This is a genomic window from Pseudoxanthomonas sp. LARHCG66 (assembly GCF_052871755.1).
Genome location: NZ_JBIXJW010000002.1, coordinates 142,289 through 158,920, shown reverse-complemented (window position 1 = coordinate 158,920; position 16,632 = coordinate 142,289). Strand labels below are relative to the sequence as shown.

Below are 16,632 nucleotides of genomic sequence, written 5' to 3'. Positions count from 1 at the left end.
TTGCTGTTGGTGGAGCTGTGCTTACTTCTGCAGGAAGGTCAGCAGGTCCTGGTTGACGCGGTCCTTGTGGGTGTCGGTCAGGCCGTGGGGGGCGCCGGGGTAGATGATCAGTTGGGCATTCTTGATCTGGGCGGCCGAGGCTTTGCCGGAGGCGTCGATGGGGACGATCTGGTCGTCGTCGCCGTGGATCACCAGGGTGGGGATGTCGAACTTCTTCAGGTCGCCGCGGAAGTCGGTGGCCGAGAACGCCGCGATCGAGTCGTAGGTGTTCTTGTGGCCGGCCTGCATGCCCTGTGCCCACCAGCTGTCGATCAGACCTTGCGACACCTTGGCGCCCGGGCGGTTGAAGCCGTAGAACGGGCCGGATGCGATGTCCAGGTAGAGCTGCGAGCGGTTTTCCAGCGAACCCTTGCGGATGCCGTCGAAGACTTCGAGCGGGAGGCCGCCCGGGTTGTCGACGGTCTTCAGCATCAGCGGCGGCACGGCGCTGATCAGCACGGCCTTCTTGACGCGGCTGGTGCCGTGGCGGCCGATGTAGCGCGCCACTTCGCCGCCGCCGGTGGAGAAGCCGACCAGGGTGACGCCCTTGAGGTCCAGCGTATTGATCACGGTGGCCAGGTCGTCGGCATAGTGGTCCATGTCGTTGCCGTCCCACGGCTGGCTGGAGCGGCCGTGGCCGCGGCGGTCGTGCGCAACCACGCGGTAGCCCTTGGAGGCCAGGAAGATCATCTGCGATTCCCAGCTGTCCGACGACAGCGGCCAGCCGTGGCTGAAGGTGACGACCGGGCCGTTCTTCGGGCCCCAGTCCTTGTAGTACAGCTGCACGCCATCGGCGGTGGTGATGTAGCTCGCCGTGCGTTCGACAGCGACCGGGGCGGTGGTGGATGCGGGCTGCGCGGCGAAGCTGGCCTGGGTGGCGACGGCCAGCAGCGTGGCGACGAGGGTGCGGGTGAAGGCGTTCATGGTGTCGGTTCCTGCGAGGGGTGGTGGGTCAGGAAGGAAGGTCAGTCGGCGATCACCAGCGTCACGTCGATGTTGCCGCGCGTGGCGTTGGAGTAAGGGCAGACGATGTGGGCGGCGTCGACCACGGCCTGCAGCTGCTCGCGGGCGACACCCGGGGCGGCGATGGTCAGTTCGGCCTGGATGCCGAAACCGGTGGGGATCTGGCCGATGCCGACCTTGCCGGTGACGGTGGTCGTGGGGGGCAGGGCGACCTTCTGCTTGCCGGCGACGAACTTCAGCGCGCCCAGGAAGCAGGCCGAGTAGCCGGCCGCGAAGAGTTGTTCGGGGTTGGTGCCGTCGCCGCCGGCGCCGCCCAGTTCGCGCGGGGTGGACAGCTTGACGTCCAGCACGCCGTCGGACGAGGTGGCCTGGCCTTCGCGGCCGCCCGTGGCGGTGGCGGTGGCGGTGTAGAGGATCTTTTCGATGGACATGGCGGTGTTCCTTCTGGTGAGTGGGTGGTCCAGACGGGGTGTCGTCCGGTGAGGTGTACTTTGCGCCGCCAGGCAGTACGAAGGGTGATGTAGAATCCTGAAAACTTGATCAGGAGTTTCTTCATGGTCGACAGGCTGGCGGTCCTGCTGGAACGTTTCTCGGTCACGGCGCAGGTGTTCCATGCCGGCGCGCTGTGCGGCATCAACACGCTGGAAGGCGAGGCGGGCGTGGGCCAGTTGCACCTGATCCGGCGCGGGCCGCTGGAGGTCTTCCACGGCAACACGTCCCTGGGCATCGACCAGCCCAGCCTGCTGCTCTACCCGCGCGCGATGTCGCACCGGTTTGTCAGCGATGCGGAAAAAGGCGCGGACATGGCGTGCGCCAACCTGCGGTTCGAAGGTGGCGCGCAGAACCCGATCTGTGCCGCGCTGCCGGACGTGGTGTGCCTGCCGCTGGACGGCATCTTCGGCGCGTCGGACGTGTTGGCATTGCTGTTCGAGGAAGCCTTCACCCAGCGCTGTGGGCGCACCGCGCTGGTCAACCGGCTGTTCGAAGTGGTGATGATCCAGATCCTGCGCCAGCTGATGGAAACGGGCGAGGTGAAGGGCGGCATGCTGGCCGGCCTCTCCCATCCGCGCCTGCGCAACGCGATCGTCGCCATGCACGAAGCGCCGTCGAAGGACTGGACGCTGGATGAGCTGGCGCGCGTGGCGGGCATGTCGCGCAGCGTGTTCGCCACGCATTTCCGCGAGGCGCTGGGCATCACGCCGGGCCAGTACCTGCAGGGCTGGCGCGTGGGCCTGGCGCAGCAGGCGCTCCAGCGCGGCAAGCCGTTGAAGGTGGTTGCGTCCGACGTGGGCTATGGCAGCGAGGCCGCGCTGTCGCGTGCGTTCAAGGCGCACAGCGGCCTGTCGCCGCGCGAATGGAAACGCCAGGCCGGAGCGGCGGCCTGAGCCGCGTCAGGCGTCCTGCCGGCGTGCGGCCGGCTGCGCACGCAGCTGCACGATCTCCGAACGCGGCGGCGCGCCGAACAGGCGCTTGTATTCGCGACTGAACTGCGAGGCGCTCTCGTAACCGACGCGACGCGCGGCGGTGTTCGCCTCCAGGCCTTCGCCCAGCATCAGGCGGCGGGCCTCGTGCAGGCGCAGGTGCTTCTGGAACTGCAGCGGCGACATCGAAGTGGCCGCCTTGAACTGGTGGTGCAGTGACGACACGCTCATGTGCAGCGACTCGGCCATCGCATCGATGCTCAACGGCTCGTGGAAGCGGTCGCGCAGGGCCTGCACCGCGCGGGCGATGCGGTGCGAGCGGCTGCCGGCAGTGACCAGTTCGCGCAGGCGGTGGCCGAGGTCGCCGGTGAGCGCGCGGTAATAGATCTCGCGCTGGATCAGCGGAGCGAGTGCGCCCACGTCCTCCGGTTCCTCCAGCAGCCGCATCAGCCGCAGCACCGCATCGAGCAGGGCGCCGCTGGCGCGCGCCGAGTACAGGCCGCGGTCCACCGCTTCGGCCGTGCGCGAAGCCGGTGTTTCGAGCATCAGCGCGCCCAGCTGGTCCATGTCGATGTCCAGGCGCAGGCTCAGGTAGGGGTGCTCCGGCGTGGCCTCGATGATCTGGCCCAGTGCCGGCAGCGTCATCGACACCACCAGGTAGTGGAGCGGGTCGTAGTGGTAGGTCTCGCCCGCCAGGATCGCGATCTTGCGGCCCTGCGCCACGATGCACAGGCGGGGTTCGTACAGCACGGCACTGCACGGCCGCGGTTCGCTGAAGCGCATGAGGAAAAGCGACGGGATGGCCGTGGCATGCACGCCGTCGTCGGTCGCCAATCGGGCAATCCGGTCGGCGAGTTCCGCTTGCGGTGCGTGGCGCGGAAGTTGCGCGACGCTGTCGGGAAAAGCATTGTCGTTCATGGCGTGGGGGTCCATGCGGCGAAGCGTGACTTTAGCGCGACGAAGCGTGGGCGTGCATCGTCGCGCCTGCGTGGTTTGCAGAATCGGGCAAGTTTCGCGCAGCAATGCACTAACCGCTAGGGCAGGCGCTGGCCTATCGTGCCTGCATGTCGTCGCGTTGCGCGATGCGGCGGCATCTCCTCCCCCAAGGCTGACGGAAAACATCCCGATGTGGATCGTCGAATACGCGCTGTCGCGCCGATACACCATCGGCGTGCTGGCTATCCTGATCCTGTTGTTCGGCGTGCAGTCCGCACGCCGCATGCCCACCGACATCCTGCCGGAGGTCGGCATTCCGTCGGTCAACATCATCTGGACGTACAGCGGCCTGCCCGCGGCGGAGATGGCGGCCAAGCTGACTTCGTTCTCCGAGATCGCCGTCCTCAACAACGTCGACGACATCAAGGAAGTCCGCTCGGAAAGCCTGAGCGGCATCGGTATCGTGCGGGTGGACTTCCAGCCGGGCGTGAACCTGGAACGTGCGCTGGCGCAGATCACCGCGGTCTCGCAGACGATCCTGCGGCGCATGCCGCCGGGCACGTCGCCGCCGCTGGTGGTGCGCAACAACGTGTCCAGCACGCCGGTGCTGCAACTGGTGCTGTCGTCGGATGCCTTGAGCCAGGCGCAGCTGTACGACTACGCACGCCTGCAGCTGCGTTCGCAGATCCAGTCCATCCCCGGTATCCGCATGACCCTGCCGTACGGCGGTGCTGCGCGGCAGATCATGGTGGACCTGGATCCGCGCGCGCTGCAGACCCATGGGCTGACGCCCGCACAGGTCACCGGCGCACTGGAGCGCGGCAGCCCTACCTTGCCATCCGGCACGATCCGCGAAGGCACGCGTGAACTGCAGATCGCACTGGAAACCAGCCCGGCCGACGCCGTGGGGTTCCTCGACCTGCCCATCACTACGCGCGGCGGCAACGTCATCTACGTGCGCGATGTCGCCTCGGTGCGCGACGGCGGCGCGCTGCAGACCAACATCGCGCGCATGGACGGCGCCAATGCCGTGTCGGTGGCCCTGATCAAGATGGGCGGCGCCTCGGCGGTGGAGATCGTGCGTTCCGTGCGCGAGCGCCTGCCCGAGATCGAGGCTTCCGCGCCGCCCGGCATGCGGATCGAACCGATCTTCGACCAGTCGGTGTTCGTCGACAACGCGATCGGCTCGATCCGTCACGAGGCCATGCTGGTCGGCGTGCTGGTGGCGCTGGTGGTGCTGGTGTTCATCGGCTCGTGGCGCTCCAGCCTGATCGTGCTGTCGGCGATCCCGCTGGCGCTGCTGGCCTCGGTGACGATGCTCTACCTGCTGGGCTACACCTTCAACGTGATGACGCTGGGCGGGCTGGCCCTGGCCATCGGCATCCTGGTCGACAACGCGGTGGTGGACGTGGAGAACACCAACCGCCACATCGCCGAGGGCAAGGATGTGCGCAGCGCGATCCTGGCCAGCGCGAAGGAAGTCGTGTTCCCGGAATTCGTTTCCACGGTCTCCATCTGCATCGTGCTGACGCCGATCCTGCTGATGACGGGCCTGTCGGCGTGGGTGTTCACGCCACTCGCACTGGCGGTGATCTTCGCCATGGCCGCCTCGTTCCTGCTCTCGCGCACGCTCATCCCGGTGCTGTGCTACCTGCTGCTGCCGGCCGACATCCGCAGCCGGCAGGCGCCGCGTTGGGCGGCCGAGCGCCGCCTGCTCGCGGTCAATCACCGCGTGGAGCACGTGCTCGACGGCCTGCGCGACCGCCACCACGCGCTGCTGGTGAAGCTCGGCCATCATGGTGGCGTGCTGCTGGTGGTGGCGCTGTTGATGATCGGCGCAGGCGCGGTGTCGGCGCTGTCGCTGGGCCGCGAGTACTTTCCGCACGTGGATGCGGGCCAGATCCGCCTGCAGGTCCGCCTGCCCACCGGCCTGCGACTGGAAGAGACCGCACAGCGGCTGGCCGACATCCAGCGCGAGATCCGCGAGATCGTGCCGGCGAGCGAACTGCAGACGGTCTACGAGCAGATCGGCATTCCCGATGCGGTCAACCTTGCGTGGGTGGACAGCGCGGTGGTCGGTTCGTTCGAGGCCGAAGTGATGCTCCAGCTGCGCAGCCCGCACGGACCCAGCGCGGACTACCTGGCGAAGATCCGCGAGCGCGTGGCGCAGAAGTATCCCGACGTGAAGGTATTCGAGCGTCCGCCGGACGCGACCAGCCGCACGCTGGCCGGCTCCGCCGTCGGTGCGCTGGAAGTGCGCGTCAACGGTCGCGACGCCGCCGGTAACCTGGTGCTGGCGCGCGAACTGGAAGCTCGCCTGCGCGACGTGCCCGGCGCGGTCGACGTGATGCTGCGCCAGGTGCTGGACCTGCCGGAGTACTACATCGCCATCGACCGCACGCGGGCCGCGCAGCTGGGCATCAGCGCGCAGGACGCCAGCCGTGCGGTGCTCGCGGTGCTGGGCTCGGCCGGCACGGTCAGCCCGGTGTACTGGGTGGACCAGGCCAATGCCACGTCGTACACGGTGCAGGTGCAGGCGCCGCCGGCGAACCTGGCCGGGCTGGAAACGCTGCTCAACACGCCGGTACGGATCGGCGACGACGGCCAGACGGTGCTCCTGCGCAGCATCGCGCAGGTGTCGCCGCGCACGGTGCCGGCGAGCGTCGGACGCACGATGATGGCGCCCACGGCCAGCGTGATGGCGAACGTGCAGGGCACCGATCTCGGCGCCGTGCATGCGGCTTTGGGCGACATCGTCGCCGACCTGGAGCCGCGCCTGAAGCCGGGCAACCGCATCGAGATCGTCGGCCAGGCCGGCGAGATGCAGAACGCGTATGGCGAACTGGCCACGGGCCTGCTGATGTCGGCGGTGCTGGTGTTCCTGGTGCTGGTGGTCAACTTCCAGTCGTGGATCCAGCCGCTGGTGGCGATGTCCGGTCTGCCCATCGCGATCGCCGGCGCGGCGGTCGGCCTGCTGGTCACCGGCACGCCGCTCAGCGTGCCGGCGCTGATGGGCGTGATGATGGTGATCGGCGTGTCCACCGCGAACAGCGTGCTGGTCACCAGCTTCGCCCGCGGCCTGATCGCCGACGGCCACGATCCCGAACAGGCCGCGTACGAAGCCGCCGCCGTGCGCCTCCGTCCGGTGCTGATGACGGCCAGCGCGATGGTGCTCGGCATCATCCCGATGGCGCTGGGCCTGGGCGAGGGCGGTGAGCAGAACGCGCCGCTGGGCCGCGCGGTGATCGGCGGCCTGCTGTTCGGCACGCCGGCCACGCTGATCATCGTGCCGTCCATTCTGGCCGTGCTGGGCCGCCGCCTGCGGCGTTCCGAATCCCGAATCGAAGCCGGCGCTCAGGGCGCCGATGCAGGAGTAGCGATATGAAGCCGATGCTTGCCATGCGTCAGTATTTCCCCATCGCGCTGGCGCCGGTCGCGCTGGTGCTGCTGTCCGCCTGCAGCCGCAGCGCGGCGGAGGCGCCTGCGGCGCAGGCCGTGCCGGAAGTGCTGACGGCACAGGCGCGCGCCGCCGAGGCGGACTTCGCGATGACCCTGCCGGCGCGCGCGCTGGCCGGCGAAACCGCGCAGCTTTACCCGCGGGCCACCGGCTTCGTCAGTGAGCGCCTGGCGGACCTGGGCGACCACGTTGCGGAAGGGCAGGTGCTGGCCGTGATCGCCAATCCCGAGGCCGACCAGTCCGTGCGCGAAGCGCAGGCCGAAGTGGTCCGCCTGCGCGCGGCGCTGGACCTGGCACGGGTGAACTATGACCGCGCTGCGGCGCTGGTGGAATCCGGCGCGATCTCGCGCGAGCTGTACAGCGACCGCAGCGCCAACCGCGATGCCGCACAGGCCGCGCTGGCAGCGGCCCAGGCACGACTGGAGAGCGCGCGCGAGCGACAGGGGTTCCAGCGCGTGCGCGCACCGTTCGCCGGCGTGATCGCCGCGCGCAACGTGGACCGGGGTGACCGCGTGGTCGGCGATGCCGCCACCGCCGCACCGCTGTTCGAACTCAACGCACTCGATCCGCTGCGGATCCTGGTGGACGTGCCGCAGGGCGCGGCCTTGCAGGTGCGACCGGGTCTGCAGGCGGAAGTGACCTTCCCCGAGCTGCCGGGCCAGCGCTTCGCCGCGGAGATCGTGCGCAGCGCGCAGAGCATTTCCGACGAGGCCGGTGGCATGCGGGTGGAGTTGCGCCTGCCCAACCCGGACAACCGCATTCCCGCGGGCATGGTCGGCCAGGTCAGCCTGCAGGTACCGCGCGCCGCGCCGGCGGTGCTCGTGCCGCTGTCGGCGATCTCCGGTCCGGCCGGGCGCTCGCGCGTGGCCCGGGTGGGTGCGGATTCGGTGCTCGAGTTCCGGCCCGTGCTGCTGGGGCGCGACCTGGGAGGCGATGTCGAAGTGCTCGAAGGGCTGAGCGTGGGCGACCAGGTCGTGTTGTCGCCCAATGCGCTGCTTCAGGCAGGGACGCGGGTGACGGTGAAGAAGCCCGCCTCCTGATGCGATGGTGTTCCGGCGGCGGCCACGCCAGACTGGAACCATGGAAAAAGTCGAGGCGGGTTCAAGGCCACGTGTCTTGCTGGTGCACGGCATCTGGAACGCGAAGTCCTGGTTGACGCCGCTTGCGCGGCGCCTGCGGCACGAGGGCTTCGAGGTGGAGGTGTTCGGCTATCCGAGCATCCTGGGCGGCCCCGAGCCGGCGATTGCCGCACTGATCCGCCGCCTGCAGGACGGCCCGCCCACCCACCTGGTGGGCCATAGCCTGGGCGGGCTGATCGGACTGGAAGCGCTGCGCCGCGCGCCCCGCCTGCCCGTGCAGCGCATGGTCTGCCTGGGGTCGCCGCTGTGTGGCAGCGGCGCGGCCCGCAGCCTGGGCCGGCGTGCATGGACGGCGGCCGTGCTCGGCCGCAGCGGTGCGCTGCTGCAGGCAGGTTGCGTGCCCTGGCAGGGAACGGTGCCGGTGGGGATGGTGGCCGGGAACGTGGCGCGCGGCATCGGTCGGCTGATCACCCGCTTCGACGGCGAATCCGATGGCACCGTCGGGCTGGATGAAACCCGGCTGCCGGGGTTGGCCGCGCATTGCGTGGTGCCGGCCAGCCATACGGGGCTGGTGTTCTCGGCCGATGCCGCACGCCAGGCGGCCCGTTTCCTGCGTGATGGCTGCTTCGACGGGCAGGACTGACGTGCGCATGGGGGCGCGTATAATCCGCGCCCTTGTCAGTGCACTCCGGAAGTCACCATGGGCAGAGGCCCGTCCATCGAAGCCCGCAAGAACGCCACCGACGCCAAGCGCGGCAAGATCTTCACCAAGATCATCCGCGAGATCGGCGTGGCGGCCCGCGCCGGTGGCGGCGAGCCAGCCAACAATCCGCGACTGCGCGCAGCGGTGGACAAGGGCCTGTCGGCCAACATGTCCAAGGACGTCATCGAGCGCGCCATCAAGAAGGCGACCGGTGAGCTGGAAGGCGTGGTCTTCGAGGAGATCCGCTACGAGGGCTACGCGCCGGGAGGCGTGGCGGTGATCGTCGACTGCCTGACCGACAACCGCGTGCGTACCGTGGCCGAAGTCCGCCATGCGTTCGGCAAGTGCGGCGGCAACATGGGCACCGAAGGCTCGGTGGCCTTCATGTTCAAGCGGCTGGGCGTGCTGAGCTACGCCCCCGGCGCGGACGAAGAGAAGATCACCGAGGCCGCCATCGAGGCCGGCGCCGACGACATCGTGGTGTATCCCGATGACGGGTCCATCGACGTGGTCACCACGCCCGAGGCGTTCTCGTCGGTGAAGGACGCGATGGAGGCCGCCGGACTGGCGCCTGGCCACGCCGAGATCACCTTCCGCGCCGACAACGACATCGCCGTGCAGGGCGACACGGCCGTGCAGGTGAAGAAGCTGCTGGACATGCTGGAAGACCTGGATGATGTGCAGGACGTTTACTCCAACGCCGAGTTGGGCGCGGATGCGTATGCGTAGTCACCGCGCATGGGGACGGGTGATGGCGGGCCATCACGTCCCGTGACCCGCATCCTCGGCATCGACCCGGGTTCTCAGCGTACCGGCGTGGGCATCATCGACGTGGATGCGGCGGGCAAGACCACGCACGTCTATCATGCGCCGCTGGTGCTGCTGGGTGCCGACGATTTCCCGCAGCGGCTGCGCCGCCTGCTGGACGGCCTGGCCGACATCATCACCACCTGGCAGCCGGATGAAGTCGCGATCGAGAAGGTGTTCATGGCGCGCAATCCCGATTCGGCGTTGAAGCTGGGGCAGGCGCGCGGCGCTGCCATCAGCGCGGTCGTACTGCGCGACCTGCCCGTGCACGAATACGCGGCCAAGGAAGTGAAACTGGCCGTCGTGGGGCGCGGCAGCGCCGAGAAGGGCCAGATCCAGCACATGGTCGGGATCATGCTGAACCTGCACGGCAAGTTGCAGGCCGACGCCGCCGACGCGCTGGCGGTCGCCATCACCCACGCGCACGTACGCGCCACGGCCAAGCGGCTGGGCGTGAGTTCGCAACTGGCCTGGAGCAGGAAATGATCGGTCGGCGTTCGCTGAGTGAGCCCCTCTCCCGGCGGGAGAGGGGTTGGGGTGAGGGCAGCGGAAGTCCGGATGATCGAGGACTCATGCGGCAGACCGCGCTCCGCTGTTCGCCGCCATGGACTCGGTTCGGCCCTCATCCGGCGCGTCGCGCCATCTTCTCCCGGTGTGAGAAGGGAAACGCAGGAGTTTCTCCATGATCGGGCGTCTTCGCGGCATCCTGGCGTACAAGTCGCCCCCCTGGCTGGTCATCGATGTGGGCGGGGTCGGTTACGAGCTGGAGGCGCCGATGAGCACCTTCTACGATCTGCCCGATGTCGGCCGCGAGGTGCTGCTGTTCACCCACTACGCGCAGAAGGAAGACAGCGTGTCGCTGTACGGCTTCCTGCGCGAAGGCGAACGCAGGCTGTTCCGCGACGTGCAGAAGGTCAGCGGCGTGGGCGCGAAGATCGCGCTGGCGGTGCTGTCGGGCGCCAGCGTGGACGAGTTCGCGCGCATGGTGCAGGCCGGCGACATCACTGCGCTCACGCGCATCCCCGGCATCGGCAAGAAGACCGCCGAGCGCATGGTGGTGGAACTGCGCGACCGCGCGGCCGACCTGATGGGTACCGGCGTGGGCGGCATCAGCGCGCTGCCGGCCGATCCGCAGTCCGAAGCCACCATCGCCCTGCAGCAGCTGGGTTACAAGCCGGCGGAAGCGACCCGCATGGCACGCGACGCGACCGCGGCCGGCGACGATGCCGCCACCATCATCCGCAAGGCCCTGCAGTCCGCCTTGCGCTGATCGCGGCTTTAGAGCACCTCTTCACTCATCGAGCGCTACCCTCCGGCCGCCATGTCCAGCCCTTCCTCTCCCCATACCGACGCCGGCAACACCGGGCAGCACGGTCATACGCAAGCCGGCATGGCCGCGCTGGTGGCCGGCGCCGTCGGCGTGGTGTTCGGCGACATCGGCACCAGCCCGCTGTACACGATCAAGGAGATGTTCCATCCCCATTTCGGCCTGACGCCGGACGCGGACACCGTGCGCGGCCTGCTGTCGCTCGGCTTCTGGTCGCTGCTGCTGGTGGTCACGCTGAAGTACGTCATCGTCATCATGCGCGCCGACAACGATGGCGAGGGCGGCATCATGGCACTGACCGCGCTGGCCCAGCGCAGCCTCACCAAGGGCTCGCGGCTCAGCTACACGGTCGGCATCCTGGGCATCTTCGGCGCGGCGCTGTTCTTCGGTGACGGCATGATCACGCCGCCCATCACCGTGCTGGGCGCGGTCGAGGGCCTGGAGGTGGTCTCGCCGGTGTTCAAGCAATGGGTGGTGCCGATCAGCCTGGTCATCCTGACCGGCCTGTTCGCGTTCCAGCGCTTCGGCACGGCCAAGGTGGGCAAGGCGTTCGGACCGGTGATGATCATCTGGTTCATCGTGCTGGCCGGATTCGGCATCTACAACATCGCGCACAACCCCTCGGTGCTGGCCGCGCTGAATCCCTACTGGGCCTGGCATTTCTTCGTCACCCACGATTGGCACGCGGTGCTGATCCTCGGCGCGGTGGTGCTGACCGTCACCGGTGGCGAAGCGCTGTATGCCGACATGGGCCACTTCGGCAAGCGTCCCATCCGCTGGGGCTGGTTCGCCTTCGTGCTGCCGGCGCTGGTGCTGAACTACTACGGCCAGGGCGCCGTGCTGCTGAAGCACCCGGAAGCCGTGGCCAATCCGTTCTACATGTCGATCCCCGGGTGGGCGCAGATCCCGATGCTGGTGTTGGCGACCACGGCGGCAGCGGTGGCTTCGCAGGCGGTGATCACCGGTGCGTTCTCGGTGACGCGCCAGGCCATCCAGCTGGGCTACCTGCCGCGCCTGCACATCAAATACACCTCGAAGGACACGATCGGACAGATCTACGTGCCCTCGGTCAACATGATGCTCTACCTGGCGGTGATCGTGCTGGTGCTGAGCTTCCAGAGCTCCGGCGCGCTGGCCACCGCATACGGTCTGTCGGTCACCGGCACCATGCTGATCGACACGCTGTTGCTGGCGATCGTGGCCTATACGCGCTGGCCGGATTCCCGCAAATGGGTGCTGCCACTGTGCGGCGTGTTCCTGGTGATCGACCTGGCCTTCCTGTTCGCCAACGGCGCCAAACTGGTGACCGGAATCGGCGCGTGGGTACCGCTGTTCATCGGCATCACCGCGTTCACCATGATGCGTACCTGGCGCCGCGGTCGCGAACTGCTGCATGGCGAAGTGCAGAAGGAAGGCATCCGCCTGGATACCTTCCTGCCGGGCCTGATGCTGGCGCCGCCCGTGCGCGTGCCCGGCACGGCGATCTTCCTGACGGCCGACAAGGGCGTGGTGCCGCACGCATTGCTGCACAACCTGAAGCACAACAAGGTGCTGCACGAACGCAACGTGTTCCTCACGGTCGAGACGCTGACGGTGCCTTATGCGCCCAAGAAGAAGCGCCTGAAGATCGAGCCCATCGGTGACGATTTCTACCGCGTCGTGATCAGCTATGGCTTCGCCGAGACGCCTGACGTGCCGCAGGCGCTGATGGGCTCCTGTGACCAGGGTGGCGTGTACTTCGACCCGATGGAGACCACCTATTTCGCCAGCCGCGAAACCATCGTGGCCGCGCGCCACGGCGGCATGCCGGTCTGGCGTGACAAGCTGTTCGCGGTCATGCACCGCAACGCCGCGCCCGCGACTGGCTTCTTCCGCATTCCCGGCAACCGGTTGGTGGAACTGGGGGCGCAGGTCGAAATCTGACCCGCGCGGCGCGGGAAAGATGAAGCATGACGGGCGGTTTCACGCATAATCCCCGCATGACCGCAGACCGCATCATCACCTCGTCCGCCACGCGCGAAGACGAGGCCATCGAGGCCAGCATCCGCCCCAAGCGGCTCGACGAGTATCTGGGCCAGAAGCCGGTCCGCGAGCAGCTGGACATCTACATCCAGGCGGCGAAAGGTCGCGGTGAAGCGCTCGACCATGTGTTGATCTTCGGGCCGCCGGGGCTGGGCAAGACCACCTTGAGCCATGTCATCGCCAACGAACTGGGCGTGAATCTGCGGTCCACGTCCGGCCCGGTGATCGAGAAGGCGGGCGACCTGGCCGCGCTGCTGACCAACCTGCAGCCGCACGATGTGCTGTTCGTCGACGAGATCCATCGCCTGTCGCCCGTGGTCGAGGAAGTGCTGTATCCGGCGATGGAGGATTTCCAGATCGACATCATGATCGGCGAGGGGCCCGCCGCGCGGTCGATCAAGCTGGACCTGCCGCCCTTCACCCTGATCGGCGCCACCACGCGTGCCGGCCTGCTGACCGCGCCGCTGCGCGACCGCTTCGGGATCGTGCAGCGCCTGGAGTTCTACACGCCCGACGAGCTCACCCGCATCGTGCAGCGTTCGGCGCGCATCCTGGGCATGGACTGCGTGCCGGAAGGGGCAGGGGAGATCGCCCGGCGCGCGCGCGGCACCCCGCGCATCGCCAACCGGCTGCTTCGCCGCGTGCGCGACTATGCGCAGGTCAAGGCCGATGGCCACATCGACGTCGACGTCGCGCGCGCCGCCATGCAGATGCTGAAGGTGGACCCGGAGGGTTTCGACGAACTCGACCGCCGCATGCTGCGCACCATCGTGGACAACTTCGACGGCGGCCCGGTGGGCGTGGAGTCGCTGGCGGCCGCCCTGAGCGAAGAGCGGGGCACGCTGGAAGACGTCATCGAACCCTACCTGATCCAGCAGGGTTTCCTGGTCCGTACCGCGCGCGGCCGGATGGCCACCCGCAAGGCCTATCTGCACCTGGGGTTGACGCCGAAGGGCCGCGTGCCCGATGCGGGTGATGCGCCCGGCGAACTCTTCTGACGGCCACTGGTTTCAGGATGGTATGCACGACAACGTGCGGGAGCGCATGCTTTGACGACTGATTCGCCGATGATCGCCGGGGATCCGGCTCCGTTCATCTTTCCGACACGCGTCTATTGGGAAGATACCGACGCCGGTGGCGTGGTGTACCACGCGCAGTACGTGGCTTTCCTGGAGCGGACCCGCACCGAGTGGTTGCGGGCCCGTGGATACGCCCAGGAACAACTGCGCCAGACCCACGACCTGGTGTTCGCCGTCCGTGCGATGCGCCTGGATTTCCTGCGCCCCGCCCGGTTGGACGATCTGCTGCAGGTGAGCGCGCGCATCCACCAGTGCAAGCGGGCCAGCGTGATCTTCGCCCAGTCCATCGAGCGGGATGGCGAAGTGCTGCTGACCGCCGAGGTGAAAGTCGCCGCGCTCAGCGCTTCGGGTTTCAGACCCGTCGCGCTGCCTGGGGCGTTGTACGAGGAGTTCCGCCGGCTCGAGACACCGGGCCGTCCGCTCTAACCCGATACGCAACACGAACCGAGACTCGAGGAACAACGGATGATCGCAACGCTGCTGGCCTTCCAGGACACCGTGGTGGAGGCATTGCCGCCGGAGACCGCGGCCGCCGCCGCCGAGGCCACGGCAGGCACCGTGCACAGTGGGATCAACTACATCAACCTGATGCTCAAGGCGAGCCTGCCGGTCCAGTTGATCGTATTGCTGCTGCTGGCCGGGTCGTTGATCAGCTGGGTGATCATTTTCCGCAAGGCGCGCGTGTTCAAGACCGCCAACCGCGATGCCGACGAATTCGAGGGTCGGTTCTGGTCCGGCGCGGAGCTGCACAAGCTGTATGCCGGCGCCGCCGACCGCAACCGCGTGGTCACCGGGCTGGAAGCGATCTTCGAAGCCGGCTTCCGCGAGTTCACCCGCCTGCGCGACAAGCGCGGCCTCGACGGGCGCGCGCAATTGGAAGGTGCGCAGCGTGCGATGCGCGTCACCTACACGCGCGAAGTCGACCAGCTCGAACGCAATCTGGAATTGCTGGCCAACATCGGCTCGACCGCGCCCTACGTCGGCCTGGTGGGCACGGTGTTCGGCATCATGGTGACCATGCACGACATGCTCAACAGCGGTGAGCAGGCGGGTATCGCCGCGGTGGCGCCGGGCATTTCCGAGGCCCTGTTCGCCACGGCCATCGGTCTGTTCGTGGCCATTCCGGCCGTGTGGGCCTATAACCGCTTCACCACCCGCGTCGAGCGGCTGTCGGTGCGCTACGAGAGCTTCGCCGAGGAATTCAGCTCCATCCTGCAGCGACAGAATTCGGCCGAGTAAGCGGAGCCCACCATGGCCGGAAGCATCTTCCATCGCAAGCGGCGCAAGCTGAAATCCGAGATCAACGTCGTCCCCTACATCGACGTGATGCTGGTGCTGCTGATCATCTTCATGGTGACCGCGCCGCTGCTCACGCTGAGCGTCGACGTCAAGTTGCCGTCATCCAACGCGAAGGCGGTGGAGACGCGCAACGAACCGGTGATCGTCATTGCCTACCCCGACGGCCGGTACGGCCTGAAGTTGCCCGAAGCCAAGCTGCCGGAAGTGCTGGACGCGGCAGCGCTGGAAGCCAAGGTTGCGGCGATCCGCGCGCAGCAGGGCGATGAGCTCCGCATCATGGTCGCGGCCGAAGGTGCAGCGCCGTACCAGAAGGTGCTCGACGCGATGGATGTGCTGCGGCGCGCGAAGGTCGGCAATGTCAGCCTGATGACCAACGCGGGTGGCAATGCACGCTGAAGTCCTCCAGCGCCAGCGGCCCGTGCAGGACGAAGGGCTGGGCAGGGCGGTGGCATGGGCCATCGGCCTGCATGTGCTGTTGCTCGTGCTGTTGCTGGTGTCGCCGTTCCTGACCTGGGACCGTGATCGCCTGAATGCGGCAGGCTCGCAGGCGATGGAAGCCACGCTTGATGTGTCCGCGGCCGACCAGCGTGCGGTCGCACAGGCACTCGATTTCCAACCGGAGCCGATGCCCGAACCCGTGCAGGAGCCGGCCCCCGAGGACACCATCCCGCCACCTCAGCCGATCCCCGAACCGGCCCCGCAGGATGCGCCGGTCGAGCGTCAGGCGCAGGCCCAGGAGCGCGTGCCGGTGCCGGATACGGTCGACCAGGACGAAGCCCGCCGCGATGCCATCTCGCAGGAGAAGGCCCGCCAGGAGCAGGAAGCCAAGCGGCGCCAGGAGCAGATCGACCTGACGGAGCGCAAGCGGCAGGAGCAGGCCGAGCAGCAGCGCCGCCTCGCTGCGCAGCAGGAAGAAGATCGCCAGAAGCGCGTGGCCGCCGAAACACAGCAGAAGGCGGCGGACCAGAAGCGGTTGGAGGAAATCCGCCGCCAGCGCGCCCAGGCCGCGCGCGAGGCCCAGCTGGCCGAACAGAAACTGCGCCAGCTCGCGGATGCGCGTGCGCGCCAGGCGGCGGGCGCAGCGGCCTCCACGCCTGCACCGGCGACCGGCCCCGCAGGTACTGGCGGGACCGACGAAGACCTGCGTGGCCGCTATGCCGCCGCGATCCAGGAGGCGGTGTTGCGCCAGTGGACGCGCCCGGAATCGGTGCCGGTGGGCACGCGCTGCCGCGTGGTGATCCGCCAGCTGCCCGGCGGTGACGTGGTCAGTGCCGAGGTGCAGCCCGGCTGTGCCATGGACGCCGCCGGGCAGGATTCGATCGAGCGTGCGGTCCTGAAGGCCCGGCCATTGCCCTACCAGGGCTTCGAATCCGTGTTCGCCCGGACACTTACCCTGAATTTCGAGGCCCGCGACCGCTGACTTCACGCGGCGTTTCGCTGCCCTCCGTTCACAATTGTTAAAACGTTCACGCGCGGGCTGGTATCCCTTTGCCGCCCCGC

The 16,632-nt window shown here is 68.1% G+C and carries 16 protein-coding genes; 13 read left to right on the top strand and 3 right to left on the bottom strand.

Features of this window, described 5'->3' with window-relative positions; genetic code table 11:
* Positions 1-21 precede the first annotated feature (21 nt).
* Entirely contained in the window at positions 22-963 is a 942-nt protein-coding gene (locus tag ACIPRS_RS07620; protein ID WP_446538115.1) for an alpha/beta fold hydrolase, read from the bottom strand.
* A gap of 41 nt (positions 964-1,004) precedes the next feature.
* Complete coding sequence (locus ACIPRS_RS07615) at positions 1,005-1,433, bottom strand: organic hydroperoxide resistance protein (RefSeq protein ID WP_446538114.1); 429 nt, start codon at positions 1,431-1,433, stop codon at positions 1,005-1,007.
* Between the two features lie 123 nt (positions 1,434-1,556).
* On the opposite strand from ACIPRS_RS07615, the gene ACIPRS_RS07610 reads away from it, so the two are divergent.
* Positions 1,557-2,387, top strand: coding sequence for an AraC family transcriptional regulator (locus ACIPRS_RS07610; protein WP_337731483.1), 831 nt, complete (start codon positions 1,557-1,559; stop codon positions 2,385-2,387).
* Between the two features lie 6 nt (positions 2,388-2,393).
* Here the strand turns inward: ACIPRS_RS07610 and ACIPRS_RS07605 are convergent, their stop codons facing one another.
* On the bottom strand, positions 2,394-3,341 hold the full coding sequence (locus ACIPRS_RS07605) for an AraC family transcriptional regulator (protein WP_337731482.1): 948 nt from the start codon (positions 3,339-3,341) through the stop codon (positions 2,394-2,396).
* Positions 3,342-3,549: 208 nt separating this feature from the next.
* On the opposite strand from ACIPRS_RS07605, the gene ACIPRS_RS07600 reads away from it, so the two are divergent.
* From ACIPRS_RS07600 to tolA, 12 genes are all read left to right on the top strand, one after another.
* Entirely contained in the window at positions 3,550-6,744 is a 3,195-nt protein-coding gene (locus ACIPRS_RS07600) for an efflux RND transporter permease subunit (protein WP_446538113.1), read from the top strand.
* Positions 6,741-7,856 (top strand): efflux RND transporter periplasmic adaptor subunit, encoded by a 1,116-nt coding sequence (locus ACIPRS_RS07595; RefSeq protein WP_446538112.1) that lies wholly within the window; start codon positions 6,741-6,743, stop codon positions 7,854-7,856. Before ACIPRS_RS07600 ends, ACIPRS_RS07595 begins: the two co-directional genes overlap by 4 nt.
* 40 nt (positions 7,857-7,896) lie before the next feature.
* Positions 7,897-8,538: an esterase/lipase family protein gene (locus tag ACIPRS_RS07590; RefSeq protein WP_446538111.1), complete on the top strand. Its 642-nt coding sequence runs from the start codon at positions 7,897-7,899 to the stop codon at positions 8,536-8,538.
* A 57-nt stretch (positions 8,539-8,595) separates the two neighbouring features.
* Entirely contained in the window at positions 8,596-9,327 is a 732-nt protein-coding gene (locus tag ACIPRS_RS07585; protein WP_446538110.1) for a YebC/PmpR family DNA-binding transcriptional regulator, read from the top strand.
* A gap of 42 nt (positions 9,328-9,369) precedes the next feature.
* A complete protein-coding gene (ruvC, locus tag ACIPRS_RS07580; RefSeq protein ID WP_142125756.1) occupies positions 9,370-9,891 on the top strand; it encodes a crossover junction endodeoxyribonuclease RuvC in 522 nt (173 codons plus the stop codon).
* Positions 9,892-10,087: 196 nt separating this feature from the next.
* Complete coding sequence (gene ruvA / locus ACIPRS_RS07575) at positions 10,088-10,675, top strand: Holliday junction branch migration protein RuvA (RefSeq protein WP_192201981.1); 588 nt, start codon at positions 10,088-10,090, stop codon at positions 10,673-10,675.
* Between the two features lie 51 nt (positions 10,676-10,726).
* Positions 10,727-12,655, top strand: a complete 1,929-nt coding sequence (locus tag ACIPRS_RS07570; protein ID WP_446538109.1) for a potassium transporter Kup — start codon at positions 10,727-10,729, stop codon at positions 12,653-12,655.
* Between the two features lie 56 nt (positions 12,656-12,711).
* Positions 12,712-13,752 carry a Holliday junction branch migration DNA helicase RuvB gene (gene ruvB, locus ACIPRS_RS07565; protein ID WP_337731476.1) on the top strand — a complete coding sequence of 347 codons (1,041 nt, stop codon included), beginning with the start codon at positions 12,712-12,714 and terminating at the stop codon, positions 13,750-13,752.
* A gap of 69 nt (positions 13,753-13,821) precedes the next feature.
* Positions 13,822-14,259: a tol-pal system-associated acyl-CoA thioesterase gene (gene ybgC, locus ACIPRS_RS07560; RefSeq protein ID WP_337731913.1), complete on the top strand. Its 438-nt coding sequence runs from the start codon at positions 13,822-13,824 to the stop codon at positions 14,257-14,259.
* A gap of 39 nt (positions 14,260-14,298) precedes the next feature.
* Positions 14,299-15,072 carry a protein TolQ gene (tolQ, locus tag ACIPRS_RS07555; RefSeq protein ID WP_337731475.1) on the top strand — a complete coding sequence of 258 codons (774 nt, stop codon included), beginning with the start codon at positions 14,299-14,301 and terminating at the stop codon, positions 15,070-15,072.
* Positions 15,073-15,084: 12 nt separating this feature from the next.
* Positions 15,085-15,528 carry an ExbD/TolR family protein gene (locus ACIPRS_RS07550; RefSeq protein ID WP_337731474.1) on the top strand — a complete coding sequence of 148 codons (444 nt, stop codon included), beginning with the start codon at positions 15,085-15,087 and terminating at the stop codon, positions 15,526-15,528.
* Positions 15,518-16,552 (top strand): cell envelope integrity protein TolA, encoded by a 1,035-nt coding sequence (tolA, locus tag ACIPRS_RS07545; RefSeq protein ID WP_337731473.1) that lies wholly within the window; start codon positions 15,518-15,520, stop codon positions 16,550-16,552. The genes ACIPRS_RS07550 and tolA overlap by 11 nt, the downstream gene beginning before the upstream one ends.
* Positions 16,553-16,632 lie beyond the last annotated feature (80 nt).

Coding starts and splice junctions, on each gene's coding strand:
- ACIPRS_RS07620 (WP_446538115.1), bottom strand. CDS start 963: ATGAACGCCTTCACCCGCACCCTCGTCGCCACGCTGCTGGCCGTCGCC.
- ACIPRS_RS07615 (WP_446538114.1), bottom strand. CDS start 1,433: ATGTCCATCGAAAAGATCCTCTACACCGCCACCGCCACCGCCACGGGC.
- ACIPRS_RS07610 (WP_337731483.1), top strand. CDS start 1,557: ATGGTCGACAGGCTGGCGGTCCTGCTGGAACGTTTCTCGGTCACGGCG.
- ACIPRS_RS07605 (WP_337731482.1), bottom strand. CDS start 3,341: ATGAACGACAATGCTTTTCCCGACAGCGTCGCGCAACTTCCGCGCCAC.
- ACIPRS_RS07600 (WP_446538113.1), top strand. CDS start 3,550: ATGTGGATCGTCGAATACGCGCTGTCGCGCCGATACACCATCGGCGTG.
- ACIPRS_RS07595 (WP_446538112.1), top strand. CDS start 6,741: ATGAAGCCGATGCTTGCCATGCGTCAGTATTTCCCCATCGCGCTGGCG.
- ACIPRS_RS07590 (WP_446538111.1), top strand. CDS start 7,897: ATGGAAAAAGTCGAGGCGGGTTCAAGGCCACGTGTCTTGCTGGTGCAC.
- ACIPRS_RS07585 (WP_446538110.1), top strand. CDS start 8,596: ATGGGCAGAGGCCCGTCCATCGAAGCCCGCAAGAACGCCACCGACGCC.
- ruvA (WP_192201981.1), top strand. CDS start 10,088: ATGATCGGGCGTCTTCGCGGCATCCTGGCGTACAAGTCGCCCCCCTGG.
- ACIPRS_RS07570 (WP_446538109.1), top strand. CDS start 10,727: ATGTCCAGCCCTTCCTCTCCCCATACCGACGCCGGCAACACCGGGCAG.
- ruvB (WP_337731476.1), top strand. CDS start 12,712: ATGACCGCAGACCGCATCATCACCTCGTCCGCCACGCGCGAAGACGAG.
- ybgC (WP_337731913.1), top strand. CDS start 13,822: ATGATCGCCGGGGATCCGGCTCCGTTCATCTTTCCGACACGCGTCTAT.
- tolQ (WP_337731475.1), top strand. CDS start 14,299: ATGATCGCAACGCTGCTGGCCTTCCAGGACACCGTGGTGGAGGCATTG.
- ACIPRS_RS07550 (WP_337731474.1), top strand. CDS start 15,085: ATGGCCGGAAGCATCTTCCATCGCAAGCGGCGCAAGCTGAAATCCGAG.
- tolA (WP_337731473.1), top strand. CDS start 15,518: ATGCACGCTGAAGTCCTCCAGCGCCAGCGGCCCGTGCAGGACGAAGGG.